Annotated in this window: 28 protein-coding genes and 1 pseudogene; 27 read left to right on the top strand and 2 right to left on the bottom strand. The window is 37.6% G+C overall.

The window, feature by feature from the left end; all coding sequences use genetic code 11:
• Together BM327_RS15185 and BM327_RS15190 are read left to right on the top strand one after the other, a co-directional pair.
• The coding region (locus BM327_RS15185; protein WP_090253035.1) for a T9SS type B sorting domain-containing protein at window positions 1-351 on the top strand (351 nt) is incomplete at its 5' end.
• 142 nt (window positions 352-493) lie between these two features.
• Window positions 494-2,491 (top strand): urocanate hydratase, encoded by a 1,998-nt coding sequence (locus tag BM327_RS15190; protein WP_090253040.1) that lies wholly within the window; start codon window positions 494-496, stop codon window positions 2,489-2,491.
• Between the two features lie 55 nt (window positions 2,492-2,546).
• Here the strand turns inward: BM327_RS15190 and BM327_RS15195 are convergent, their stop codons facing one another.
• Entirely contained in the window at window positions 2,547-3,434 is an 888-nt protein-coding gene (locus tag BM327_RS15195) for a LysR substrate-binding domain-containing protein (RefSeq protein ID WP_090253045.1), read from the bottom strand.
• 108 nt (window positions 3,435-3,542) lie between these two features.
• On the opposite strand from BM327_RS15195, the gene BM327_RS15200 reads away from it, so the two are divergent.
• The gene (locus tag BM327_RS15200; RefSeq protein WP_090253050.1) at window positions 3,543-4,163 is read left to right on the top strand and encodes a LysE family translocator; all 621 of its coding nucleotides are present in this window, start codon (window positions 3,543-3,545) and stop codon (window positions 4,161-4,163) included.
• A gap of 52 nt (window positions 4,164-4,215) precedes the next feature.
• On the opposite strand, the gene rlmF is transcribed toward BM327_RS15200, so the two are convergent.
• Window positions 4,216-5,163: a 23S rRNA (adenine(1618)-N(6))-methyltransferase RlmF gene (gene rlmF, locus BM327_RS15205; RefSeq protein ID WP_090253053.1), complete on the bottom strand. Its 948-nt coding sequence runs from the start codon at window positions 5,161-5,163 to the stop codon at window positions 4,216-4,218.
• Window positions 5,164-5,483: 320 nt separating this feature from the next.
• On the opposite strand from rlmF, the gene BM327_RS15210 reads away from it, so the two are divergent.
• The 24 genes and pseudogenes from BM327_RS15210 (at window position 5,484) to BM327_RS15320 (ending at window position 23,094) form a co-directional block, all read left to right on the top strand.
• Window positions 5,484-5,822, top strand: coding sequence for a DUF2853 family protein (locus BM327_RS15210; protein ID WP_090253057.1), 339 nt, complete (start codon window positions 5,484-5,486; stop codon window positions 5,820-5,822).
• Window positions 5,823-6,203: 381 nt separating this feature from the next.
• Window positions 6,204-7,607 (top strand): dihydrolipoyl dehydrogenase, encoded by a 1,404-nt coding sequence (lpdA, locus tag BM327_RS15215; RefSeq protein WP_090253062.1) that lies wholly within the window; start codon window positions 6,204-6,206, stop codon window positions 7,605-7,607.
• Between the two features lie 93 nt (window positions 7,608-7,700).
• Window positions 7,701-8,042: a DUF6970 domain-containing protein gene (locus BM327_RS15220; RefSeq protein ID WP_090253066.1), complete on the top strand. Its 342-nt coding sequence runs from the start codon at window positions 7,701-7,703 to the stop codon at window positions 8,040-8,042.
• Window positions 8,029-8,553, top strand: a complete 525-nt coding sequence (locus tag BM327_RS15225; RefSeq protein WP_139230414.1) for a hypothetical protein — start codon at window positions 8,029-8,031, stop codon at window positions 8,551-8,553. The genes BM327_RS15220 and BM327_RS15225 overlap by 14 nt, the downstream gene beginning before the upstream one ends.
• Window positions 8,550-9,059 (top strand): hypothetical protein, encoded by a 510-nt coding sequence (locus BM327_RS15230; protein WP_090253073.1) that lies wholly within the window; start codon window positions 8,550-8,552, stop codon window positions 9,057-9,059. The genes BM327_RS15225 and BM327_RS15230 overlap by 4 nt, the downstream gene beginning before the upstream one ends.
• Window positions 9,059-9,637, top strand: a complete 579-nt coding sequence (locus tag BM327_RS15970; protein ID WP_090253078.1) for a glycosyl-4,4'-diaponeurosporenoate acyltransferase CrtO family protein — start codon at window positions 9,059-9,061, stop codon at window positions 9,635-9,637. Before BM327_RS15230 ends, BM327_RS15970 begins: the two co-directional genes overlap by 1 nt.
• A 47-nt stretch (window positions 9,638-9,684) precedes the next feature.
• A pseudogene (locus BM327_RS16025) lies at window positions 9,685-9,780 on the top strand (transposase-like zinc-binding domain-containing protein); the annotation flags it as partial.
• A 12-nt stretch (window positions 9,781-9,792) separates the two neighbouring features.
• The gene (locus tag BM327_RS15240; protein WP_170853781.1) at window positions 9,793-10,104 is read left to right on the top strand and encodes a terminase gpP N-terminus-related DNA-binding protein; all 312 of its coding nucleotides are present in this window, start codon (window positions 9,793-9,795) and stop codon (window positions 10,102-10,104) included.
• 107 nt (window positions 10,105-10,211) lie between these two features.
• Complete coding sequence (locus BM327_RS15245; protein WP_244526237.1) at window positions 10,212-11,441, top strand: hypothetical protein; 1,230 nt, start codon at window positions 10,212-10,214, stop codon at window positions 11,439-11,441.
• An 11-nt stretch (window positions 11,442-11,452) separates the two neighbouring features.
• Window positions 11,453-11,722, top strand: a complete 270-nt coding sequence (locus BM327_RS15250) for a DUF4212 domain-containing protein (protein ID WP_090253087.1) — start codon at window positions 11,453-11,455, stop codon at window positions 11,720-11,722.
• Window positions 11,723-11,743: 21 nt separating this feature from the next.
• Window positions 11,744-13,522, top strand: coding sequence for a sodium:solute symporter family protein (locus tag BM327_RS15255; protein ID WP_090253091.1), 1,779 nt, complete (start codon window positions 11,744-11,746; stop codon window positions 13,520-13,522).
• 65 nt (window positions 13,523-13,587) lie between these two features.
• Window positions 13,588-13,782: a hypothetical protein gene (locus tag BM327_RS15260; protein WP_090253095.1), complete on the top strand. Its 195-nt coding sequence runs from the start codon at window positions 13,588-13,590 to the stop codon at window positions 13,780-13,782.
• The gene (locus BM327_RS15265) at window positions 13,775-16,462 is read left to right on the top strand and encodes a sensor histidine kinase (RefSeq protein ID WP_090253099.1); all 2,688 of its coding nucleotides are present in this window, start codon (window positions 13,775-13,777) and stop codon (window positions 16,460-16,462) included. The genes BM327_RS15260 and BM327_RS15265 overlap by 8 nt, the downstream gene beginning before the upstream one ends.
• Before the next feature lie 17 nt (window positions 16,463-16,479).
• Window positions 16,480-16,842, top strand: a complete 363-nt coding sequence (locus tag BM327_RS15270; protein ID WP_090253103.1) for a response regulator transcription factor — start codon at window positions 16,480-16,482, stop codon at window positions 16,840-16,842.
• Between the two features lie 16 nt (window positions 16,843-16,858).
• Window positions 16,859-17,077: a hypothetical protein gene (locus tag BM327_RS15275; protein ID WP_090253107.1), complete on the top strand. Its 219-nt coding sequence runs from the start codon at window positions 16,859-16,861 to the stop codon at window positions 17,075-17,077.
• 85 nt (window positions 17,078-17,162) lie between these two features.
• Window positions 17,163-17,378 carry a YgaP family membrane protein gene (locus BM327_RS15280; protein ID WP_090253110.1) on the top strand — a complete coding sequence of 72 codons (216 nt, stop codon included), beginning with the start codon at window positions 17,163-17,165 and terminating at the stop codon, window positions 17,376-17,378.
• Window positions 17,379-17,430: 52 nt separating this feature from the next.
• Window positions 17,431-17,775 carry a VOC family protein gene (locus BM327_RS15285; protein WP_090253115.1) on the top strand — a complete coding sequence of 115 codons (345 nt, stop codon included), beginning with the start codon at window positions 17,431-17,433 and terminating at the stop codon, window positions 17,773-17,775.
• Window positions 17,776-17,840: 65 nt separating this feature from the next.
• Entirely contained in the window at window positions 17,841-18,362 is a 522-nt protein-coding gene (locus BM327_RS15290; RefSeq protein ID WP_090253120.1) for a hypothetical protein, read from the top strand.
• A 34-nt stretch (window positions 18,363-18,396) separates the two neighbouring features.
• Entirely contained in the window at window positions 18,397-18,864 is a 468-nt protein-coding gene (locus BM327_RS15295) for a TspO/MBR family protein (RefSeq protein WP_090253125.1), read from the top strand.
• A gap of 42 nt (window positions 18,865-18,906) precedes the next feature.
• On the top strand, window positions 18,907-19,707 hold the full coding sequence (locus BM327_RS15300; RefSeq protein WP_090253130.1) for a class I SAM-dependent methyltransferase: 801 nt from the start codon (window positions 18,907-18,909) through the stop codon (window positions 19,705-19,707).
• On the top strand, window positions 19,704-20,285 hold the full coding sequence (locus BM327_RS15305) for a hypothetical protein (protein WP_090253136.1): 582 nt from the start codon (window positions 19,704-19,706) through the stop codon (window positions 20,283-20,285). Before BM327_RS15300 ends, BM327_RS15305 begins: the two co-directional genes overlap by 4 nt.
• A gap of 73 nt (window positions 20,286-20,358) precedes the next feature.
• Window positions 20,359-21,288, top strand: coding sequence for an alpha/beta fold hydrolase family protein (locus tag BM327_RS15310; protein ID WP_090253141.1), 930 nt, complete (start codon window positions 20,359-20,361; stop codon window positions 21,286-21,288).
• Entirely contained in the window at window positions 21,281-22,120 is an 840-nt protein-coding gene (locus BM327_RS15315; RefSeq protein ID WP_090253146.1) for a metallophosphoesterase, read from the top strand. The genes BM327_RS15310 and BM327_RS15315 overlap by 8 nt, the downstream gene beginning before the upstream one ends.
• 152 nt (window positions 22,121-22,272) lie before the next feature.
• Window positions 22,273-23,094, top strand: a complete 822-nt coding sequence (locus BM327_RS15320; protein ID WP_139230416.1) for a hypothetical protein — start codon at window positions 22,273-22,275, stop codon at window positions 23,092-23,094.
• The last annotated feature ends 2 nt before the right edge of the window (window positions 23,095-23,096 follow it).

Below are 23,096 nucleotides of genomic sequence, written 5' to 3' on the forward strand. Positions count from 1 at the left end.
ATGTTAATTGCTACCTCAGACATAGGATGTGTAGATACCATCGTAAAAATGGTAACTGTAGAACCAGAGGTAATCATGTATGCACCAAATACCTTTACACCAGATGGTGATGAATACAACAATTCATGGAGAGTGTTTGTAGAAGGTATAGATGTTTACTCAGTAGAATTGACGATTTACAACAGATGGGGAGAAGTAATATGGAAAAGCTTTGACCTTGAACAACAGTGGGATGGAACCTACAATGGAAAACAAGTTCCAACTGGAGTTTATACCTGGACCTTTAAGGCTAGAAACAAACAAGACGATGCTAAATTCACGAAAACAGGTTATGTTCAAGTGATGCGTTAATGTTTGATTTATTTATATGTGAAAATCCCGACTGAACAAGTCGGGATTTTTTGTGTTTATAGAAGTTCTAAGCATTAACTTATTATTTTTGTAACATTCCTCAAATTTGGGGAGAAATTGAATTAAAGAAAGACTTAAAAACATGACGTTAGAGGAATTTCAAAGAGATATACAGGAAGGAATACCTAGTGTGGTTCCTGCCAAAAAAGAATACGAAAAGGACATAAACCATGCGCCAATTCGTAAAAAGATTTTATCGAAGGAAGAAGAAAAATTAGCCCTTAAAAATGCTTTGCGTTACTTCCCAAAGGAACAACACGCTGAGTTGATTGAAGATTTTAAAGAAGAATTGGATAAATATGGGCGTATCTACATGTTGAGATACAGACCAGATTACAAGATGTACGCACGTCCTATTGACGAATATCCAGGTAAATCATTGCAGGCGAAAGCAATCATGTTGATGATACAAAACAACTTGGATTATGCAGTTGCTCAACACCCACACGAGTTAATCACTTACGGTGGAAATGGAGCCGTTTTCCAAAACTGGATTCAATACCGTTTAACGATGAAGTACTTGTCTGAAATGACAGACGAGCAAACCTTAGCCATGTACTCTGGTCACCCAATGGGATTGTTCCCATCACACAAGGATGCACCGAGAGTGGTTGTTACAAACGGTATGATGATTCCTAATTATTCTCAACCAGATGACTGGGAGAAGTTTAACGCATTAGGCGTTACGCAATACGGACAAATGACAGCAGGTTCTTACATGTACATAGGGCCACAAGGTATTGTGCACGGAACTACAATTACTGTATTGAATGCGGGACGTAAAGTTGCCAAAAATGGAGAAGGATTAGCAGGAAAACTTTTCCTTACTGCAGGTTTAGGAGGTATGTCTGGAGCGCAGCCAAAAGCAGGTAACATTGCTGGTTGTATTACAGTTTGTGCAGAAATCAATGAAAAAGCTACACATACGCGTCACTCACAAGGTTGGGTAGATGAAGTAATTACTGATTTGGATGAATTGGTAACACGCGTAAATAAAGCGAAAGCAGATAAAGAAATAGTTTCTATTGCTTACCAAGGAAACATCGTTGATGTATGGGAGAAATTTGATGAAGCAGGAGTTTATGTGGATTTAGGTTCAGACCAAACATCTTTACACAACCCTTGGGCGGGTGGTTATTATCCTGTTGGTTTGACTTTAGAGGAGTCGAACGACATGATGGCCAACAACCCAGAGCAATTCAAAAAAGAAGTTCAAGCTACTTTGGTGCGTCATGCTAATGCAGTAAATAAGCACACAGCTAAGGGTACATATTTCTTTGACTACGGAAACGCGTTCTTGTTAGAAGCTTCTAGAGCAGGTGCTGATATTATGGCAGAGAATGGTATTGATTTTAAATACCCTTCTTATGTGCAAGACATCATGGGACCTATGTGTTTCGATTTCGGTTTTGGTCCGTTTAGATGGGTGTGTGCATCAGGTAAACCAGAAGATTTACAAAAGACGGATGAAATTGCTTGTCAAGTGTTAGAAGAGTTGATGAAGGAGAGTCCTGCAGAAATTCAACAACAGATGGCAGACAACATTCAGTGGATCAAAGGTGCGCAAGAAAATAAATTAGTAGTAGGTTCTCAAGCACGTATTTTATATGCAGATGCTGAAGGACGTATGAAAATAGCTGAAGCCTTTAATAATGCAATTGCTGCAGGTGAGATAGGACCCGTTGTTTTAGGTCGTGACCACCACGATGTTTCTGGAACGGATTCTCCATACAGAGAAACATCTAACATTTATGATGGATCTCGTTTTACAGCAGACATGGCTATACAAAACGTTATCGGTGATGGATTTAGAGGTGCTACATGGATTTCTATACACAACGGTGGTGGTGTAGGATGGGGAGAAGTAATCAACGGTGGTTTTGGTATGCTTCTCGACGGTACATCTGAAGCGGATAGACGTTTGAAAATGATGTTACACTGGGATGTGAACAACGGAATTGCGCGTAGAAACTGGGCAAGAAATGAAGGTGCTATTTTTGCAATTAAACGAGCAATGGAAAAAGAACCTTTATTAAAGGTTACCTTGCCGAATATAGTAGATGAAGATTTGTTGTCGTAAGCAACAAGATAAAAGATAAAGAAAAGGTCTCCAGGTTTGGGGACCTTTTTCTTTATTATTCTACCCTAAATCCTTCGCTTAATAAGTCAACGATGTAGAGTATATTTTTGAGTACGGCGCTTTTATCATCCTTTCTATAGTTTACAAAAAGATCAATTTCCTGATCTATATCTATGAATCTAACACCAGGCATTTGTGCCATTTGGAAAGATTTAGGTAAGATAGATACCCCTAAATTTTTAGAAACCAAACCTAAAATCATAGACCCAAAATCAGATTCTATACTCACGTGAGGGTCAAATTCTGCTTCATTGAATAATTGGCGGAGTAAACTTGAATAGAAAGTAGTGTAGTGCAACCCCGACATAATAAAGTTTTCTTCCTTGAGTTGTGCTAGTCCTGTGAAGTTTTCGCGGGTTAACCAATGTTTTTCGGGAACTACTATACATATATTTTCTTTGTACAACTGTTTGTATTGTATGGCAGGGTTTCGTACTGCCTCTCTACTAAAAGCAAGGTCTATGGTGTAATTCAATAAGAGGTTTCCATGGTTCTGATCTGTGGGTTCCATCAGGTCCATTTTTAGTTGGGGTAAACTACTGGAGATGCGTTCCAAAACAGCAGGTAAAAAACTAAAGGAAATAGATCCGGGGTAACAAATGTTGATGTAACCCGTTGCTCCCTCATCAATTTTTTTGGCGTGCAAATGTGTTCGGTCTATTTCATCAATCAATACTTCCCATTTGTCTTTTAAAAAACGTCCGGCCTCTGTGAGTTTTACATTGCGTTTGTTGCGCTCAAAAAGTTCAACACCCAATTCATCTTCCAAGGCTTTTATTCTTCTACTCAAGGAAGATTGGGTGATGTAGACCTTTTCTGAAGTACGCCAAAAGTGAAGTTCTTTTGCCAAAATGAGGAAATATCTTATTTGTTGAATGTCCATTAATGTGAAAATTGCATTAGTAGTGCCAATATCGACATTTTTTAGAAGAATATTAGTCTTTTTCTTTGTACCGTGAATTGAAAGTCAGTTCTAATTATTCATCCTTTAATGAACTATATCATGGGAATAGAGAGTGTTTTAGCATTTTTAAGTATTGCTGTATTATTTATTATAACTCCGGGTATTGATACGTTTTATGTATTAAACAATACTTTGTTGCGAGGAAGGTCTGCTGGACTTCAATCGGGATTGGGAGTAAATGTGGCCATGTTTATTCAAATTATTGTTTTAGGATTGGTCTTTAGTTTTGCCATCGCTCAGTTTGACGTTGTGCTGCAAGTCATTAAAATAGCCGGTGCAATTTATTTAAGTGTTTTGGGTGGTAAATTGATTTTGAAAACAACGCGAATTGAGGAAACGCAAGAGAAGGCTACCAATGCTTTTTGGGGTGGAATGTTAACCAATTTTTTAAACCCAAAAGCAGCCTTGTTTATCGTAGCTTTCTTTCCACAATTTATAGAGCAAGAAAGTTTAACAAATCCCTTTCCTTACTTAAGCTTGGGTGTGTTGTATACCTTACTTGGGATTTTGTGGTTTACACTTTTGGCAATATTGGGAGGTAAATTACACCACTATTATAAGAAGGAAACAAAAGGGAAAGCCATTTTTCAGCACTTTGTTGGTTTGCTGTTCATCTTCTTTGGTTTTCTAATGATAGTGATGCCTTAATTGGTGGGAATAATATAGATGTTGAAACAAGTCTTTTAAGAGGCTTGTTTTTTTATTTCCAACGCGTCACTCTCCAATTTTGTTGTTCTTCTTTGTTAAGGAAGGTCCAAGCAACGATGCGGGTAGATTTATTTCCCGTACCCATTTCTATGGTTTTAATGTCAGTGGCATGGAAGCGTTCCAAAGCTTTGTACATTCCTTTCAAGTTCGATTGTTTAGAAACAAGGGTAGTGAACCAAAAGCAATTTTTGCCAAACTTCTTACTTTCTTTAATCATTTTATGGAGGAATTTGTTTTCACCACCTTCGGTAATAAGTTCGTTACTGATACCTGCAAAATTGAGCAAAGGGTCTTTGGAAGTTTTACCACTTAAGTTTTTTACTTTACGTTCTGATCCCTTTTTGGCATCCTCTGCGGAAGCATGAAAAGGAGGATTACACATAGTGAAATCTACAGATTCATTTTTGTCTATTATGCCGTAGAAAATGTCCTTAGGGTTGTGCTGCAACATAAGGTTTACTTTGGGTGCTATTGCTGGATTGTGATCCATAATGTTTTGTGCACTAAATAAAGAATGCTCAGAAATATCAGATCCTATGAAATTCCAGTTGTATTCTACAACTCCTAGTAAGGGGTAAATACAGTTAGCACCTACACCAACATCTAAAAGCACAACTTTATCTCCATCGGGAAGTTTACCGTAGTTGCTTTCTTTTAGGAGATCTGCTAAGTAATGAAGGTAGTCAGCCCTACCGGGGATGGGTGGACACAAATTTCTATCTGGGAAATCCCAATATTGGATGCCATAATAGTGTTTGAGCAAGGCTTGGTTGAGGAGTTTTACGGCTTTTGGGTTGGCGAAATCTATAGACTTTTCTCCCAGTTTGTTCTGTTTAAGATGTTCAGAAAGTTCGGGTACGGCAATTAACAAAGCCTCCAAATCATACCTTTCGTTGTTCTTATTGTTGGGGTGTAATCTTGATTTTTTTTCTTGCGCCATTTTTTTGCCTTTGTTACAAAGATAGCAGCATTCTATTAGTCTGAGTTACCAGAAAGCGCAGAGCAGAAGAATATTTTAAGATTAATTTTTTATAAAAGTTTTATGATCAGTAGGGTATAGATTTAGGAGGGATGATAAGTGTCTCGCTTTTTTTTAGGTTTGATTTTCAGGGAATAAGACAGGGTGTAACGTAGTGATTAGTTTTTAAATCTTCAGGGTGAAGTGTTTAGAATGAAATTAAATAATTGGTTATGAGGGTGAAGGCTTAGAATTTTTGTTATTTTCATAACACCTATTAATAACAAATTACAACTAAAATTATGAGTAAAAGAAGTGACTTGATCAACAAGTATCACCAAGAAATGAACACACTAAACATTTCTTACGATGCAGCATTATTTGAAAAAGTAGTAATCGGCTGCGGTCCTGCAATTTTCACTAAAGATTCTGAAACGGTATCAGCGAGTAGCGAAACTGAATTGAAAACAGTTCGTCAAAACTTTTTAATTAAGAAGTTAGGTTTAGCTGATACAGCGGAATTGGATAAAGCCATAGACGAGGTAATTGAAAAATTGGGTAGGTCCAACAAGCACAAGTACAGAGCTATTTTTTACTACCTCTTAGTCGAGAAGTTTAAAAAGGCTTCGGTTTACGCATAGTTTAGCGTTATTGAACTGTGAAAGTCGCATCGAAAGGTGCGGCTTTTTTTAGTTATGAGTTATGAGTTATGAGTTAGGGGGGAGTTTTAAATTTTGAACCTTACATTTTGAATTCAGAATAGAACCCCAGCCCGGGGGTGGAGTGGCAGCTGGCCGAAGGGGATGGGTAGCAAATGTTGCGGAAAGGATACGACCAGCGGAAGTGTGCTAGACGCATTACTCTTGCTTGCCATGGCCTTTGGATACTACAACGGAAAACCCGATAAGGATGCCGATTAAAAGACAAAGCAAAAGAAATAGAAATTTGTGCAGTTTTTATCTGTAAAAATCGGGGCTTACTTGACATGAAATTCTAAATTTGCAGTAATCAATTAAATTGACATGAGTAAATACGACGTTACAATAATAGGATCAGGTCCTGGAGGATATGTTGCGGCAATTAGATGTGCGCAATTGGGTATGAAAACAGCTATCATAGAAAAGTACGACACATTAGGAGGTACTTGTTTGAACGTAGGTTGTATTCCTTCTAAGGCATTGTTAGATTCTTCTGAGCACTACCACAATGCAACACACACTTTCGAAGAGCACGGAATTAAGGTTGAAAACGTGGCAGCTGACATTACTCAGATGATAGCGCGTAAAGACAAAGTGGTTGAGCAAACATGTAGTGGGGTGAAGTTCTTGATGGACAAAAACAACATTGATGTGCACCACGGAGTTGGATCTTTTGTAGATAAAAACACCATTAAGGTTACAGATAAAGACGGTAAGGAAACTACTTTGGAAACAAAGAACACAATTATCGCAACAGGGTCTAAGCCCAACTACTTCCCAGGAATGGAGCCAGACAAGAAGCGTATTATTACCTCTACTGAAGCTTTGGCCTTGAAAGAAATTCCTAAAAACTTGATCGTTATCGGTGGTGGAGTTATTGGATTAGAGTTAGGTTCTGTTTACGCTCGTTTAGGTACTGAAGTACAGGTGGTAGAATTTGCAAAATCTATCATCCCTACCATGGATGGAACGATGGGGAAAGAGTTAACAAAGGTGTTGAAGAAATTGAAAATGAAGTTCAACATGGAGCACCGTGTACAGTCTGTTGAAAATACAGGTGAAGGTGTGAAAGTAACTGCATTGAATAAAAAAGGTGAAGAGGTAGTTTTAGAAGCAGATTACTGTTTAGTTTCTGTAGGTAGAAAGCCTTACACGGATGGATTAGGATTAGAAAACGTTGGTGTTGCTGTGAATGACAGAGGTCAGATAGAAACAGACAGTCACTTAAAAACAAACGTTGACGGTATTTACGCTATTGGTGATGTTGTGAAAGGAGCAATGTTGGCACACAAAGCGGAAGAAGAAGGAGTATTTGTTGCTGAGCACTTGGCCGGACAAATTCCTCACATCAACTACGATTTGATTCCAGGTGTAGTTTACACTTGGCCAGAGGTTGCTGCTGTTGGTAAAACAGAAGAAGAATTGAAAGAAGCTGGAGTTGCTTACAAAGTTGGATCTTTCCCGATCAAAGCTTTGGGTAGAGCAAGAGCAAGCATGGATATTCAAGGTTTGGTTAAAATTTTGGCTGACAAAGAAACAGACGAGATTTTGGGTATGCACATCATAGGAGCAAGAGCGGCAGATTTAATTATGGAAGGTGTTACAGCTATGGAGTACAGAGCTTCTGCTGAAGACATCGCTAGAATTTCTCACCCTCACCCAACGTACAGTGAAGCGGTAAAAGAAGCTGCAATGGCGGCAACTGAAGATAGAGCAATGCACATTTAAGATGTGAAGTTATATTGGAAAAGGTCTCCCGAAACGGAGGCCTTTTTTTGTGCCCATAGTTTTGTATTTTAGGGGATGTAAATTAAAGTCCCCATGAAAAACATACTTCCTTTATCTGTATTGATGGTGTTGGTGAGCTGTAAAAAGCCTGATATTAAAACGGATGTACCTGATTGTATAGAGCAGAAAATAAGCAAATTGTATAACGACAAGGTGCAGAATCCGCCTGCTAAAGTTTACAAATGGGAAGTGGATGGAGAAGTGTATTATTTATTTACGGCCGATTGTTGCGATCAATACAGCTATTTGTATGATGAGGAGTGTAAGGTAGTTTGTGCCCCTACGGGTGGATTTACGGGAGGTGGAGATGGAACTTGTCCTGAATGGCAAGGTGAAGTAGTAGAAACTTTGGTTTGGGAAGATGATAGGGATTAGAATGGATGTGAGAAACCCTTACTTTAATTATCATTTTTCAATTGCACTACTGCTTTCTATTATACTAATTCCGTCTATTTCTGGAATTTTCTTTGATGATTTACTTTGGTTCTATGCTTTGGGTGTAAAGAAGTTAAAATTGGTTGTTCTTGGAGTGATTCTTTATTACGAAGCAAAATTAACAAGCTTTAAATGGTATATGAATGTTGTTATACTTACGGCAGTGGGGATAGTGATTGATTTCCTAAGTAAAATTATGCACTGGCCAAACTTTATCATTGGATTAAAATACCTTCCCTTGCTATTTTTTGTTTTTGCGATAGTGGTTCATTGGAAGAAAAAGGATAGACCTTTTTATCATCTACTCTTTTTAACGTATATTCCTTTAATGTTTCTACATCTTAATTTTAGGATGAGTGAAACCATGTGGTGGTGCGACTTTTTGCTTACGTTGGTAATTTGGATAGTAAGCTTAATCGTATTGTTCCGAAAAGAAAAAAGTAGATTATGACAACTAAAAAAACATATCACTTAGTACTCTTTGTACTTTTAAGTTTAATTGCAATACCTGCAGCATCAGGTTTGTTAACGGGGAATTATCTCTGGTATCAAACCTTGAATGTGAAAGGACTTCAACTCTTTTTGATCTTTGTGATTATCTTTTTTGAGTTTCGATTGGCCGAAAAGAAATGGTTGCAAATTCTTATAGGTGTAATAGGTGGAGCCGTTGTTTTGGGCTACATTTTTAAACTATTACAAATACAAGGCACCAAAGAGTTGTTCTTATTAGGGGCGCTCTTGTTTCCTATTCCAGTTCTAATAAAAGGTGTTGTAAATAAAGGGAGAGGCTTGCTAGAATTTGTGGTTTCTTTGTACATAGCTGCGCACGCCACTTTTATGATTTATCCACATTTAGATGGCCTTTGGAAGATAGATGCCGGCGTATTGTTTGCTGCTTGGGCAGCAAGTGCATTGCTCTTTTTCTGGGGCGTTTTAAAGAAGGATAGGGCGTATTGATGGAAAAAGTAAAGCATTCTTTTTTAAAGAGAATTCTGTTTACTATTCTCTCACTGTTTTTAGTTTTTCAAAGTATTCATTTAACGAAAGCTCTTTGGAAAGAGGAAGAATTGAGCAGTGTTGAATGCTTCATTTGGTCTTTTTTGTTGAACCTTTTTGTAACCGGTGTCTTTGCCTTTTTATCATTTGCTTTTCCCATTTCTAAACTCTTTAACCCAACTTTTTATTCCAATGTTTCGGCATCAAGAATTGTGGGTTTGTATAGTTTTTTTGGCGTAAAATATTTTAAGAAGCTGTTGATGTTCTTTTATTGGGGACGGAAGAAACAGAGAAAGGAGTTTTTTTCTGGTGGGAAGAAAGGAATTGATGCTCTTGACTTTAAAAGTAAACAAGCAGAAATAGGTCACTTTTTACCCTTCATGGTCTTACTTGTGTTAAGCGTTGTTATTTTTATACAGGGAAAAGTACTGTTAAGTGCCTTGATTTTAGCCATTAACCTTTTGGGTAACTTTTATCCTGTGCTCATGCAGCGCAAACTCAGGCTGCGACTTCAAGTTTTCCAAAACATTAAAAAATAATCAACTGTATATTGTGCTTATTTGATATACATTTGCTAAATTAGTATATGTCAGAGAAAAAATGCCCCAATTGTTCCAGTGAAAATTTCGTTAAAAGCGGGATTGTAAACAAGCGACAACGTTATAAATGCAAAGATTGTTCTTACTATTTTACTGTGTTTAAAGAAGGAAAGAAAATCTCTGATTATTACGTAAATAAAGCCTTGCAGTTGTATTTAGAGGGGTTGACCTATAGAGAAATAGAACGCGTTTTAGGCGTATCACACGTTAGCGTTTTGAACTGGGTGAAGAAGTACAAAGTAAAACGACCAGAACGCACCAATTATCATCCTTCCTATAAAATTTTAAATGCCGCAGAATTAGCAAACTACTTTAAAGATACGGAAAACCTGAAGGGCTCTGGTGCCATAGTTACCGAGTTGGGAGACAAGTTTATGCTGATTAAATGGGAGCGTTTTAAGGATTAAAACTATAAGGTTTACAATTTTATATATCACTTTAGCAAACTTCATAAGTTTATTTCAATTTGGTCATAGGAAAAAATAGCGCTTTAGCTATTGAAATTCAAATGACTATGAAAACTACTATTTGCTATGGAGCGCTCTTTTGCGCTTTACTCTTTGGAGGAGCGGCACAGGCTCAAAAGTCACCAGATATCTATAAAGGTGGATTGAAAGTGAGTCTGAATGATGATGGCTCCAAATATTTCAGATTAATTTCTTGGGCCCAAATTCAAGCGGCTTATTCAGATAATGTAGCCCCTAATGCTTCACCTGTAAATTTCAACCTCAGAAGAGCACGTGTGTTGATGTACTCTCAAATTTCAAAGAAATTTCTCATCCTTACCCATTTTGGATTGAACAGTTTAAACGCAGGGAATATGTCACCCGTAGGTACAGGTGCCAATGCACAACTCTTTTTCCACGATGTTTGGGGACAGTACTCAGTTGGTAAAAATCATGCGGTAGGAGCGGGACTCCATTATTTTAATGGTGTTTCTAGGTTGAACAACCAAAGTACTCTAAATATGATGACTTTAGACAACAACCGCCAATCGTGGTCTACCCTTGGATTAACCGATCAATTTGCGCGACATCTTGGGATATTTGCCAAAGGTGCTATTGGGAAGTTACAATACAGAGTGGCCATGAATGATGCCATGACCAATGGTTTGGATATGCGTGATCCTGAATTAAACGGAGGAGCGGTTTACGGAGGAAAACGTTTACTAGGGTCTCAAAAAGCAGGGTTTGCCTACGCCGGTTATTTCGAATACCAATTCTGGGATAAAGAATCGAATTTCTTGCCTTTTAAAGTAGGAACCTATGCCGGTTCTAAAAAAGTTTTAAATGTAGGAGCAGGTTTCTTTGCGCATCCTAACGGGGCTGTGGTTGCCACAGATACAGTGGGAGGTATGCGTGGTGAAAATGTTCTGCTTTTTGCCGGAGATGTTTTCTATGAACAACCTATAGGGTCTAAAGGCGGAGCTATTTCGGCTTACGCTACTTATCAAATGAACGATTACGGAGAAGATTATTTATTCAGTGCATATGGAACGGGGAGCATGATTTATGGCCATGTTGGTTATGTAATTCCTGGTAGAGCTGACAAGCCAAAAATTCAGCCCTATGTTTCGTATGCGGTGAACCAGTATGACGCTTCTAATATCAATAGAAATGTATTGGGCGTGGGAGTAAACTACTACTTAACTGGGCACCATTCTAAATTAACCCTTGAGTATAAACAGCAACAGTTCGGTGCAACCACAAACGGAGTTACGCTGCAAGCTATGATATACCTATAAACTATAAAGCTATGAGTAAAGACAAAGAAAATGCAAAAGCCTATTGGAAGGAAAACCTAAGGTACCTCACCATTTTGTTGGTGATATGGTTTGTGGTTTCCTATGTTCTCGGAATCTTATTTAGAGAAGAATTGAACCAATTTAAGTTGGGAGGCTTTAAACTCGGATTTTGGTTTGCACAGCAAGGATCCATCTATGTGTTCTGTATCCTGATTTTTGTTTATGTACGCTTGATGAACAAATTGGACAAGAAATACGGTTACGAAGAGAAAGAAGATTAATAATGAAATTAAAATAAGATTATGTCAGTAGAAGTATGGACTTATATACTAGTGGGAGTAACCTTCTCCCTCTATTTTGGAATTGCGATTTGGGCGAGAGCCGGATCGACCAAAGAATTTTATGTTGCAGGTGGAGGGGTTTCTCCGCTAGCAAATGGTATGGCCACAGCGGCCGATTGGATGAGTGCGGCTTCCTTTATTTCCATGGCCGGAATAATTTCTTTTAGTGGATATGATGGTTCAGTTTATCTTATGGGATGGACAGGTGGTTATGTACTTTTAGCCTTATTGTTGGCTCCTTATTTAAGGAAGTTTGGAAAGTTTACAGTTCCTGATTTTATTGGAGATAGATACTATTCGAATGCAGCAAGAACAGTTGCGGTTATCTGTGCTTTGATAGTTTCCTTTACGTATGTTGCCGGACAAATGAGAGGTGTGGGAATTGTGTTCTCTCAGTTTCTTCAAGTGGATATTGTTTTAGGGGTTATTATAGGTATGGCAGTTGTACTTGTATTCGCCTTTTTAGGAGGAATGAAAGGTATTACCTATACCCAAGTAGTTCAGTATTGTGTATTGATTTTTGCCTTCATGGTTCCCGCTATTTTTATCTCCTTTCAAATGACAGGAAATCCAATTCCTCAATTGGGAATGGGAAGCAAGATGTCTGACGGAACTTATATTTTGGATAAACTCGATTCTTTACACACAGAATTAGGGTTTAAAGAATATACCAGTGGTTCTAAATCTACATGGGATGTTTTTGCCATTACTTTGGCTTTGATGGCAGGTACGGCAGGATTACCTCACGTAATTGTAAGATTCTTTACCGTGCCTAAGGTGAAGGATGCACGTAAGTCTGCAGGATTGGCCTTGTTGTTTATTGCTATTCTTTATACAACAGCGCCGGCAGTATCTGTATTCGCGAGAACAAACTTGATTCAAACCGTAAGTGAAACTTCTTATTCTGAAATACCAGCTTGGTTTAAGAACTGGGAAGAAACGGGCTTGATTGCTTGGTCAGACAAAAATGGGGATGGAAAAATTCAATATGTTGCGGGTTCTGCTATAGACGGGAAAAAGCCAGTTTTTGGTCCTGAAAGAGGTGTGAATGGTGAACGAATGGTAACCAATCCTAACCTTTCTGAAGTTAATGAATTATACGTAGATAGAGATATCATGGTATTGGCCAATCCAGAAATTGCAAAGCTTCCAAACTGGGTAATAGCCTTAGTAGCAGCGGGTGGATTAGCAGCGGCATTGTCAACGGCAGCTGGATTGTTGTTGGTGATCTCAACTTCTGTTTCGCATGATTTGGTGAAAAAACAAATCAAACCAGATATCTCAGATAAAGGAGAGTTATTGGTGGCACGTATCAGTATTTTTGTCGCTGTTATTGTTGCTGGTTTATTTGGTATTTACCCTCCAGGATTTGTAGCAGCCGTTGTGGCCTTGGCCTTTGGTTTGGCGGCAGCATCTTTCTTCCCGGCTATTATTTTAGGAATCTTTGATAAGCGCATGAACAAAGAGGGAGCCATCGCCGGAATGGTTGTAGGTATCGTATTGATGTTGTACTATATGATACGTTTCAAAACTGGATTAATCGGAGTAATGGATCCATCTCCAGCCGAAGACTGGTGGTTTGGAACCTCTCCAGAAGGATTCGGAACCATTGCCATGTTAATCAACTTCACGGTTTCTGTAGTGGTTTCTAGGTTAACTCCACCTCCTCCGAAAAATGTGCAAGAAATTGTAGAAGATATTCGTATACCTTCAGGTGCGGGAGAGGCGCAACAACATTAATTAGAAATGAAAATTATAAGGAAAAAACAACTCATTTGGGTTGTTTTTTCCTATTTTAACCTACCATGAAAAAAAGGCATGAACAAAAATTTGTAGTTCTTTCCATCGTCGCTTTGCTGGCATTTAATGTGCCCTTTGTATTGATGTTTGATAGCAACGAAGCCGTGGGTGGAATACCTGTGTTATACCTCTACATTTTTAGTGTTTGGTTGCTCATTGTATTATTTGCTTACCGTATCCTTTCTAAGTTCTATGAATAGTGCTGTTTTATTCATGATTATTTTGGCCTACCTCGGGCTAATTTTCTACATCGCTTTTCTAGCAGAGAAACAACGTACACGCAAATGGGTGAATAATCCTTATATCTATTCTTTGTCGCTAGCGGTGTATTGTTCGGCATGGACCTATTATGGGAGTGTGGGGAAGGCAGCTAATTCAGGCTACGACTTCTTGACCATTTACCTGGGGCCAGTCATCGCATTACCTCTATGGATAGTTGTGATACGCAAAGTGCTCCGCATATCCAAAAATCATAACGTATCTTCCATTGCAGATTTTATTTCCTTGCGCTATGGAAAAAATAGAGCCTTAGGAGCTGTGGTGACGCTGGTATGCTTGTTGGCTACCATTCCTTATATATCTCTGCAATTAAAAGCCATTTCAGACACCTTTCACATTATGATAGGGGATGCCTTGAACACAGGGAAGGCTGTCCTTCAAGATTCCACCTTTTACATTGCTTTGCTCTTGGCTATTTTTGCCACTTTCTTTGGAACCCAGACTTCTGATGCTACCGAAAAACACAAGGGGATTATTGCTTCCATCGCCTTTGAATCCATACTCAAATTAGTCTTCTTTTTAATCATAGGTGTCTATGTAACGTTTGGAATGTTCAACGGACCGGATGATGTTTATCAACAAATCTCAAAAACAGAAAATTTTGAATCTATAAGCCGACTCGGAGGCTTGGAAAACGCCTTCAATTGGTCTTTTATGATAGCGCTTTCCTTTATGGCTATTTTCTTATTGCCACGTCAATTTCAGGTTACTGTGGTTGAGAACACGCGTGTGAAGCATTTGAAGAAAGCGATTTGGCTCTTTCCGCTTTACTTATTGCTCTTTAATTTCTTTGTGATTTACATCGCTTGGGGAGGAAATATTTTAATTGGAGATGCCTCAAAAGCCGAGTATTACTCCATTCTACTTCCCTTACAAAATGGAAATGTATGGTTGGCTTTGCTGGTCTTTTTAGGTGGGTTTTCGGCTGTGATATCCATGGTGGTTGTTTCTACTTTGGCCTTGAGTACTATGGTGAGTAACAACCTCATCATTCCTTATGGATTTTTAGGAAGGTTTATTCAAGGACAAACCCAGCGTAATACAGAATCTATTAAAAACATAAGAAGGGTTTCCATCTTTTTAATCATAGCCTTGGCTTATTTGTTTTACATCAGTTTTACCACTCAAATTCCACTAATATCCATAGGGTTGATGGCTTTTGTGATTGTTGCGCAGTTGGGACCATCGTTTTTTATTGGACTCTATTGGAACAGGGGGGCAGCCAAAGCTTCTATTATTGGAATTGTAATCGGAGTACTCATCACCATTTATACTTTTGTACTTCCGCATACCTTAGAAGCAATAACTGGAAATAATGATTTCTCTGTATATGGTCCATGGGGGATTTCATTTCTGCGACCTCAAGCCTTGTTTGGATTATCGTTTTTAAGTCCTACAGCCCATGCTTTTCTCTGGAGTATGACCTTTAATATTTTAGCTTACCTCACCTTTTCTTTAACCACTAAGGGGAATTATAGAGAAAGAAATTTTGCAGAGCTTTTTGTAGACGACAAGAATTTTTCTAACCTTCAGGATAATGCACTTGTGTGGAAAGGGGAGGCCTATGTGGCAGATATAAAGAATGTATTGAATAGGTTTTTGGGTGAAGAAAGAACGAACAGGGCCTTATCGCTTTTTTTTCGAAAATATGAACTACCTCCCGATACACAAACTGCCGATGCACGTCTTATAAATTTTTCAGAAAAGCTGTTGGCCTCGCGCTTGGGGGGTGCTTCAGCTCAAATTTTAATAGCCAATGTTGTAAAAGAAGAAGAAGTGAGTTTGGTAGAGGTGCTAAAAGTGTTGGAAGAAAGCAAAAAGACTATAGATAATAATAAACTCTTGCAAGAGAAGTCAGAAGAACTAGCAACATTGGCATATCAACTACAATATGCCAATGAGGAATTATTGATAAAAGATAAGCAAAAGGATGAATTCCTAGATACCGTTGCTCACGAGTTGAAAACACCGCTTACAGGAATACGTGCTTCTACAGAACTTTTGATAGATGATTTGGAGGAAATGCCACCTGAATTGAAGACCCAGTTTTTAAGTAATATTCTACAAGATGCAGACAGACTTTCTCGTTTGATTAATAATATTCTCGATTTTGAAAAGTTATCTACAGGAAGGACGGATTTAGATCTTCAGATTAGAGATATTTACACCACTGTAAAAGCAACGTGTAGTAGTTTTCAAACTTTGGCAGCAAGTAAGAATTGCAAGTTGGTACTAAAAACAGAAGAGAGTGTATATTTAAGGTTTGATCATGATAGAATTACCCAGGTTTTGACGAATTTACTTTCCAACGCTTTAAAGTTTGCCGATCCCGAAATAGGATGCATAGAGGTAGATTATAAAAGAAAGTCAGGCGAATTAGTAGTATATGTAATAGATAATGGAACAGGTGTACCCGAAGAAGACGAGAAGTATATCTTTGAAAAGTTCTTTCAATCGAATCACCAAAACAGAATTAAGCCCAGCGGTAGTGGGTTTGGCTTGGCGATTTCTAAGCAAATTGTAGAAGTGCACAAGGGAACAATAAAATACAAAAAGAATGAGAAGGGTGGAGCTACTTTTAGTTTTAGCTTGCCTCTTTAACAATAGAGCAGAAGGGTATGAGTAGGAAAATAGTGATAGTGGATGATGAACCGAACATAGTAATGTCTTTGGAATATGCTTTTAAAAAGAAGGGTTTCCAAGTTTTTATTGCCAGAGATGGAGAGGAGGCGTATGAAACCATAAGCAGAGAGGTGCCTGATGCAGTAATTCTAGATATTATGATGCCCAAAGTAGATGGGTTCCAAACTTTGGAAAGAATCAAAGCGAACCCAGATTTGAAAAATTGTAGCGTCGTTTTCCTATCTGCAAAAAATAAAGAAAGTGATATCGCAAAAGGGTTAGAATTGGGTGCTGATAAGTATTTGGTAAAACCTTTCTCTGTGAAGAAAGTAATTTCAGAGGTACAAGAACTCCTTTGATGTAAAAGATGAAAATATGAAGTTTAAATTATCTCCTTTAACCTCAGATATAGTGCTGAGTATTTATATAGTGGTGACCTTAGCTTTTCGCTTTTATTATGAAAGTGCGGCAAATGTTACTCCAGGACTTTCACTGGCCTTTGGAGTTTGTTTCCTAATTTTTCCAATAGTACTAATCAAAGCAAAGTTTTTAAACCCGAATTGGTTTGGGCTGTTTAAGTCGAAGAAGTCCTAAATCGTTTATTCTCAAATGATCCGTTGACTTTCGTCAATTTTATCCGTTCTGTATCGTCTAATTTTAATGTATAAAACATTGAGTTATGAAAAAGAACATGGGTAAAATAGACAGAAATGTGAGAATAATTATTGCAGCAATTATTGTTGGAGCTGCCTACATGGATGTAATATCGGGTACGTTAGAAGTTGTATTGCTAGTTTTAGCAGGAATATTTGTTTTAACGAGTGTTATTAATTTTTGTCCCTTGTATGCGCCTTTCAAATTTAGTACACGCAAAAAAGACAAGGCAGTTCAGTAATTTTTTTTAAAGCAATTGGCTTACGTTTCCTTCATCTTTTTATCTTGCTACTATGAAAACTTTAGAAGCGAGCAGGGTAAACCTTATGGTAATGGACATGGATAAATCCATAGTTTTTTACACAGAAACACTTGGATTTCAACTCCTGAATAGGTGGGGGAATCACTATGCAGAAATTCAAGCGGTGGATTTAACAATAGCCCTGCACGAGAATACAAAGAACCATCAAATAGGTACTGCGAGTTCCATTGGTTTTGGAGTTAGCGCATTTGATGATGAGGTGGAGGCATTGAAAACAAAAGGAATAACCTTAAGCCTTGAAGATGATGCTTATATCCGTCTAGCTCATTTTACAGATCCTGATGGGCATCCTCTTTTTTTAGCGGAAAGAAAGTAAGGGCTTGGGATGTAACGGTTTAAGGTTTTTTAGTTATTTTTAAATAGTAACTAAAAGCAATTGCCATGAAAATATACAGAACTCTTCTTCTCTTACTTCTCGTAGGTATTTCTACCTTATCCAATGCGCAACTGTTAAGTTCGGGATGGCAAAGAAATAATAACTTTTTAGATTTTGAAATTGAAGATGGATATGTTGCTGCAGGTGGACTAGGATACACTTACGCTCATAAGATTTTTTGCAGAACATATCTAGGTGTGCGTGGAGGATTTTTTGTTCATGATAAAGATGCTTACCCTGGAGATTATGGTACGCCCTTTAGTACAAGTTTAGATGCAGTAGCCTTTTTTCATATACTTGGTCCTCTTAATATTCAGGTGAATTATGGGAGGTATAGACATAATTTTCTTAAGGAATCTAATATTGCATTTAGTTCACCAGCTATGCGTTTGCAAATAGAAGCCAATGTTATTTTGGGAAGGAAAGTGATGTTGAAATATGGCTATAACTTTTTCGGAAACTTGAAAGAAATTAGAGAGAACGATTGGCCCTATAAGGCGTTTGTTGGAGTTGGAATCCGCTTATAATTGAACCTTTTTACAAATTTATTGTTAGCCTAATATGAAGTTCAATATTCTCACATTTGTCATCTTTTTAGTCATTAATTTCGGTGCTCTAGCTATAGGCGGATTGTTTACTACCGAAGGAGTTTCTTCTACTTGGTATGCGGAACTCAACAAAGCACCATGGACCCCACCAGGATGGTTCTTTGGTTTTGCATGGACAACCATTATGTTGTGCTTTTCCTTCTATATGGAAAAACTATGGCGCCTAGAAGAGAACAAAAAACAAGTCTTATTAATTTTCCTCTTTCAAGTGCTATTAAACATAGGTTGGAATCCGCTTTTCTTTTATCTCCACGAAGAAGCATTAGGACTCTTAGTTATCTTAGCTTTAACCCTAGTGGTGAGTTTTTTCTTGTTTAACTATAGAAAACAATTAGGGGCGGCGAGTATATTCATCCTTCCGTATTTCATTTGGATACTTGTTGCAAGTTCGTTGAATGCCTATATAGTTTGGATGAATTAGAAATCAACTTTTTAAGTATCTTTTCCTCACAAAACATGCTTCATGAAACCGGAAGAGAATTACATCGCCATCAACAAAGACAATTGGAATCAGCGTATTGCTGCGCATTTAACCTCAGATTTTTATGATCATGAAAGTTTTAAAGCCGGTAATTCATCTTTAAATGAAATAGAATTAGATCTCTTCGAAGATTTAAAGGGAAAAAGGGTGTTGCATTTACAATGTCACTTTGGTCAGGATACCATTTCCTTAGCTCGCATGGGGGCATCTACAGTAGGGGTTGACTTATCGGACGAGGCCATCAAAGTTGCAAAAGCTTGTGCCCAAGAATTAAATGCCGATGCCTCATTTATTTGTTGTGATGTCTACGATTTACACCATCATCTCGATGAAAAATTTGATGTGGTATTTACCTCCTACGGAACCATAGGCTGGTTGCCAGATATGGAGAAATGGGCAAAGGTAATAAGTCATTTTCTTAAGCCGAATGGACGTTTATATTTTGTAGAATTCCACCCCGTAGTTTGGATGTTTGATTATGACTTCAAGGAAGTGGCCTACAACTATTTCAATACAGAAGCCATCGTCGAAGAGCAAGAAGCTACGTATGCAGATTCCACCGTCGAAATTAATGCCAAGGCGGTTTCATGGAATCATCCCATTAGTGAAGTGGTGAACAATCTTATACAAGCAGGTATGGAAATCGAAGTTTTGAATGAGTACGATTATTCTCCTTACAACTGTTTTAAGCATACCCAGAAAGTTGCAGACAGAAAATATAGAATTGTTCACATGGGGAATAAATTGCCGATGGTGTATGCAATAAAAGCGGTAAGGAAATGAAAGGAGTTAATTTGATTATCCTTTTGTTTATTGTTGTGTCATGCAAAGAAAATGCTCCGCCAGCTTTTGAAACTTCCGTTGTTTTAAATTCTTTGGTTATAAGAAGAGAAATAGGGGATAGAAATCATCCTCTTTCTAAATTGTCCTTTGAAGATAGTTTGGTAAAGTATGAACTTGCAATTAGTGAAAATTTCTTTGGTTATGGCGAGGATGTTATAAATTACACCAATACTAATTTTGGGACAATTGGAATATCAATCCTTGGAAAAGGTGAATTTCACAGAGATTCGGTATTAAGAGAGTTAAGGCCGTATTTAAGTTGTTATACTAAGGATTGTAATTATACTGCTTTTGAGTATAGCGTGCTTTTGAACGATACTGTTTTTCGCATCGATAGATCTTCTAATAAAGAAGGTGTTGATTTTTGTTCCGCATTGTTCTCTAAATTTTCTAGAATAGAAAAGAGCGTGGAGATGAGGTTTGAGAATGAGTATAAAATTGACTCAAGCTTTTTTTTATTCGATTCGAGTTTCGATTCAATTTCCAGAACTTTAGAGCTTATTGATAAAAAATCCTAAATCCTTCTTCTATTGCACCAAATCATTTGTGAACCATGATCATCCTCCTTAGTTTTAAAGAAAATTCTAATCCATGAAATTTTCCTTACTACTGGTGCTTTTAGTACATCTAACTGTTTTCGCACAAAAAGAGGTGTACGTTTATAAAAACCCAAAAGACAGTACGCGTAACGCCTATTTAAAAATAATACCGGATACTGATAGTATAAAAGGCATGGTCGTAAGAGACTTTACGCGTTTACCCGATACTGCTAAAGCTTCTCCTTATCAATTTCAAAATTTATGTTCTGAAAAAGGAATTTTAACCCTTTACACCAGTACCACGGTTGTTTTTCCAGAATTATTTGTAGAAGATTCTGTCATGCAAATGTTAGACGATATCATAGCTGAAGTTGTACAGGATCATCAAATACCTAGACAAAATATTTTTATTGGAGGTATTTCTGCCAGCGGAGCAAGAGCTTTGCGCTATACTGCATATTGCGCCCAAGGTAAGTCACAAAACAACATTCAGATTAAGGGGGCTTTTTCTGTAGATTCCCCTTTAGATCTTACGCGCTTTTATTCTTCAATCGACCGAAATAAAGAAAATTTCTTGGCTGGGATGAAATGGGAGGCGGATTACATGGAAAATTATTTTCTTGAGCATTTCAAGGGGGATATATACTACAATGCCAAAGCTTACGAAGATGCCTCTGTTTACTCACAACATAAGGAGGGAGGAGGAAACGCCGTTGCCTTAAAAAATGCTTCCTTAATTCTTTTTCATGAACCCGACATTGATTGGTGGCTCAAAGAAAGGGGGTGTTCTTATTATGATATTAACTCTTTTGATATTGCAGCTTTTGTGATGGAGTTACGTGCGCAAGGGAATGACGATGTGACTTTGATTACAACCACTGGTAAAGGGTTCGATAGAAAAGGGAATAGAAAGCCTCATTCTTGGACTATAGTGAATGAAGTTTTGTTAATGAATTGGATAATGGAAAGATTAGATGGATAGACGAAAATTCTTAAAACGTACCTTTTGGAGTGCAATAGGTGTTGGTGTAGCAAGTGGAGTGTATGCCTGGCAAATCGAACCTTTTTGGTTAGAATATGTAAGGGTGAAAATGCCCGTTAAAAATCTTCCGGACCACCTGGTAGGAAAAACACTCATGCAAATTAGTGATATCCATGTCGGAGATAGGTTTGACTATCAATACCTCATTGACTCATTTCAAGAAGCTCAAAAGTATAAACCCGACTTCGTAGTCTATACCGGTGATTTTGTTTCCTATGAAAATGAGGGACAATTGATACAATTAGAAGAGGTGATGCAACATGCGGTAAAAGGAAAGTTTGCAACCGTTGGTATTTTAGGAAACCATGATTATGGTCATGGATGGGCCATGCAAGAAGTGGCAGACAAAATATGTGAAATCAATCAAAAAGCTGGACTTACCATGTTAAAGAACGAGCAGCACGAATTTGAAGGGTTGAATTTTATAGGTTTTGATGATTATTGGGCGTTGAATTTTGACAAAGAACTCATGCAAAATCATGATGCAAGTAAAGCTAATATCGTACTTTGTCATAATCCAGATGTCTGCGATTTAGATGTGTGGAATAATTACCAAGGATGGATCTTGTCGGGGCATACACATGGCGGACAATGTAAGCCACCCTTTTTACCTCCACCCATGCTTCCCGTTAAAAATGAAAGATACAGCGCCGGAGAAATAGATCTTCACGATGGTAGAACCTTATACATTAATAGAGCCCTAGGTCATTTATGGCAAGTTCGATTTAATGTAAGACCGGAGATTACGTTGTTTGAGTTAAGTAAATGTTAGTCCTTTTTTATACACAAGTTAAGACCTCATTTTTAGAGTAAAAACTTTACCGTTAAATGTGTTTTTTAGGTGATTCATCCAATTCTTTACATGACATTGAAATATGCGTATATATTTGGCTACACACTATTAATCCTTAAAAAAACACTGCTATGTTTAACCCAAAGTTCATCGCATTTCTATTTGTTTTAGTTTTTAGACTTGCTATACCGAACGTGAGTTTTTCTCAGACAAAGAATAAGGCACTACCAGAATTTAGTGCATCCACTTTGCTCTTAGGTGATTGGCAATTGGTAGGTATAGAGAATAATTATAAGGCATGTTATTTAACCAATCGTGTACAGGCGGTGAAAGGTGAAAACGAATTGTCTCTTAGTTTTTCAAATGAAAATGTAACCAAGTTAAAGGCCGACAAGAAATCTGTGTTCACCTATGAAATTGTGGAAGATTCTCTTTCTCGAACATTGATACTCAAAGAAGGTGAAGCGAACTTCAGGTACACCATAGTGGAAGTCAATCATTTTTCGCTGATAATTAGTTCTGAACTTTCGGTTTCAACAGGTTTAGATCAAACAACAGAGACCGTTTACTATACTTATTTAAGAAAGGAAAACGAGGAGGCGAATCTTCAAAATATATTAGGAGTTTGGAGTATTTGTTCAGATAGCGTAGTGCAAGATTTTACCTTAGCTTCGAATACTATTTTTACCTTTTATAAGAACACTAATTTAGGTTGTGACGGCGTGAGTAAATTGGATTTAGAAATCAATAATTCTAACTTTCAACTTTTGCAGAATGTTAGCTTGGAACACGAAAAAAGTTACAAGTTCATTAGTTCTAATTTAATCGTTAACTTAGACAAGAATCTTATTTATTTTCAAATGAACAAAGGGCTTGTATTTGATATTATTACCCTAACAAATGATGTATTGGAGATTCGATTGAATGAAGAATTAAGTAAAAGAATTCAATAAGT

This window comes from Lishizhenia tianjinensis (assembly GCF_900116425.1).
In the GTDB taxonomy this organism is placed as follows: Bacteria; Bacteroidota; Bacteroidia; order Flavobacteriales_D; family Crocinitomicaceae; genus Lishizhenia; species Lishizhenia tianjinensis.

Coding starts and splice junctions, on each gene's coding strand:
- BM327_RS15250 (WP_090253087.1), top strand. CDS start 11,453: ATGAGTAAAGACAAAGAAAATGCAAAAGCCTATTGGAAGGAAAACCTA.
- BM327_RS15225 (WP_139230414.1), top strand. CDS start 8,029: ATGATAGGGATTAGAATGGATGTGAGAAACCCTTACTTTAATTATCAT.
- BM327_RS15970 (WP_090253078.1), top strand. CDS start 9,059: ATGGAAAAAGTAAAGCATTCTTTTTTAAAGAGAATTCTGTTTACTATT.
- BM327_RS15270 (WP_090253103.1), top strand. CDS start 16,480: ATGAGTAGGAAAATAGTGATAGTGGATGATGAACCGAACATAGTAATG.
- BM327_RS15245 (WP_244526237.1), top strand. CDS start 10,212: ATGAAAACTACTATTTGCTATGGAGCGCTCTTTTGCGCTTTACTCTTT.
- BM327_RS15190 (WP_090253040.1), top strand. CDS start 494: ATGACGTTAGAGGAATTTCAAAGAGATATACAGGAAGGAATACCTAGT.
- lpdA (WP_090253062.1), top strand. CDS start 6,204: ATGAGTAAATACGACGTTACAATAATAGGATCAGGTCCTGGAGGATAT.
- BM327_RS15275 (WP_090253107.1), top strand. CDS start 16,859: ATGAAGTTTAAATTATCTCCTTTAACCTCAGATATAGTGCTGAGTATT.
- BM327_RS15280 (WP_090253110.1), top strand. CDS start 17,163: ATGAAAAAGAACATGGGTAAAATAGACAGAAATGTGAGAATAATTATT.
- BM327_RS15285 (WP_090253115.1), top strand. CDS start 17,431: ATGAAAACTTTAGAAGCGAGCAGGGTAAACCTTATGGTAATGGACATG.
- BM327_RS15315 (WP_090253146.1), top strand. CDS start 21,281: ATGGATAGACGAAAATTCTTAAAACGTACCTTTTGGAGTGCAATAGGT.
- BM327_RS15195 (WP_090253045.1), bottom strand. CDS start 3,434: ATGGACATTCAACAAATAAGATATTTCCTCATTTTGGCAAAAGAACTT.
- BM327_RS15290 (WP_090253120.1), top strand. CDS start 17,841: ATGAAAATATACAGAACTCTTCTTCTCTTACTTCTCGTAGGTATTTCT.
- BM327_RS15255 (WP_090253091.1), top strand. CDS start 11,744: ATGTCAGTAGAAGTATGGACTTATATACTAGTGGGAGTAACCTTCTCC.
- BM327_RS15210 (WP_090253057.1), top strand. CDS start 5,484: ATGAGTAAAAGAAGTGACTTGATCAACAAGTATCACCAAGAAATGAAC.
- BM327_RS15320 (WP_139230416.1), top strand. CDS start 22,273: ATGTTTAACCCAAAGTTCATCGCATTTCTATTTGTTTTAGTTTTTAGA.
- BM327_RS15260 (WP_090253095.1), top strand. CDS start 13,588: ATGAAAAAAAGGCATGAACAAAAATTTGTAGTTCTTTCCATCGTCGCT.
- BM327_RS15200 (WP_090253050.1), top strand. CDS start 3,543: ATGAACTATATCATGGGAATAGAGAGTGTTTTAGCATTTTTAAGTATT.
- BM327_RS15295 (WP_090253125.1), top strand. CDS start 18,397: ATGAAGTTCAATATTCTCACATTTGTCATCTTTTTAGTCATTAATTTC.
- rlmF (WP_090253053.1), bottom strand. CDS start 5,163: ATGGCGCAAGAAAAAAAATCAAGATTACACCCCAACAATAAGAACAAC.
- BM327_RS15305 (WP_090253136.1), top strand. CDS start 19,704: ATGAAAGGAGTTAATTTGATTATCCTTTTGTTTATTGTTGTGTCATGC.
- BM327_RS15300 (WP_090253130.1), top strand. CDS start 18,907: ATGAAACCGGAAGAGAATTACATCGCCATCAACAAAGACAATTGGAAT.
- BM327_RS15265 (WP_090253099.1), top strand. CDS start 13,775: ATGAATAGTGCTGTTTTATTCATGATTATTTTGGCCTACCTCGGGCTA.
- BM327_RS15310 (WP_090253141.1), top strand. CDS start 20,359: ATGAAATTTTCCTTACTACTGGTGCTTTTAGTACATCTAACTGTTTTC.
- BM327_RS15230 (WP_090253073.1), top strand. CDS start 8,550: ATGACAACTAAAAAAACATATCACTTAGTACTCTTTGTACTTTTAAGT.
- BM327_RS15220 (WP_090253066.1), top strand. CDS start 7,701: ATGAAAAACATACTTCCTTTATCTGTATTGATGGTGTTGGTGAGCTGT.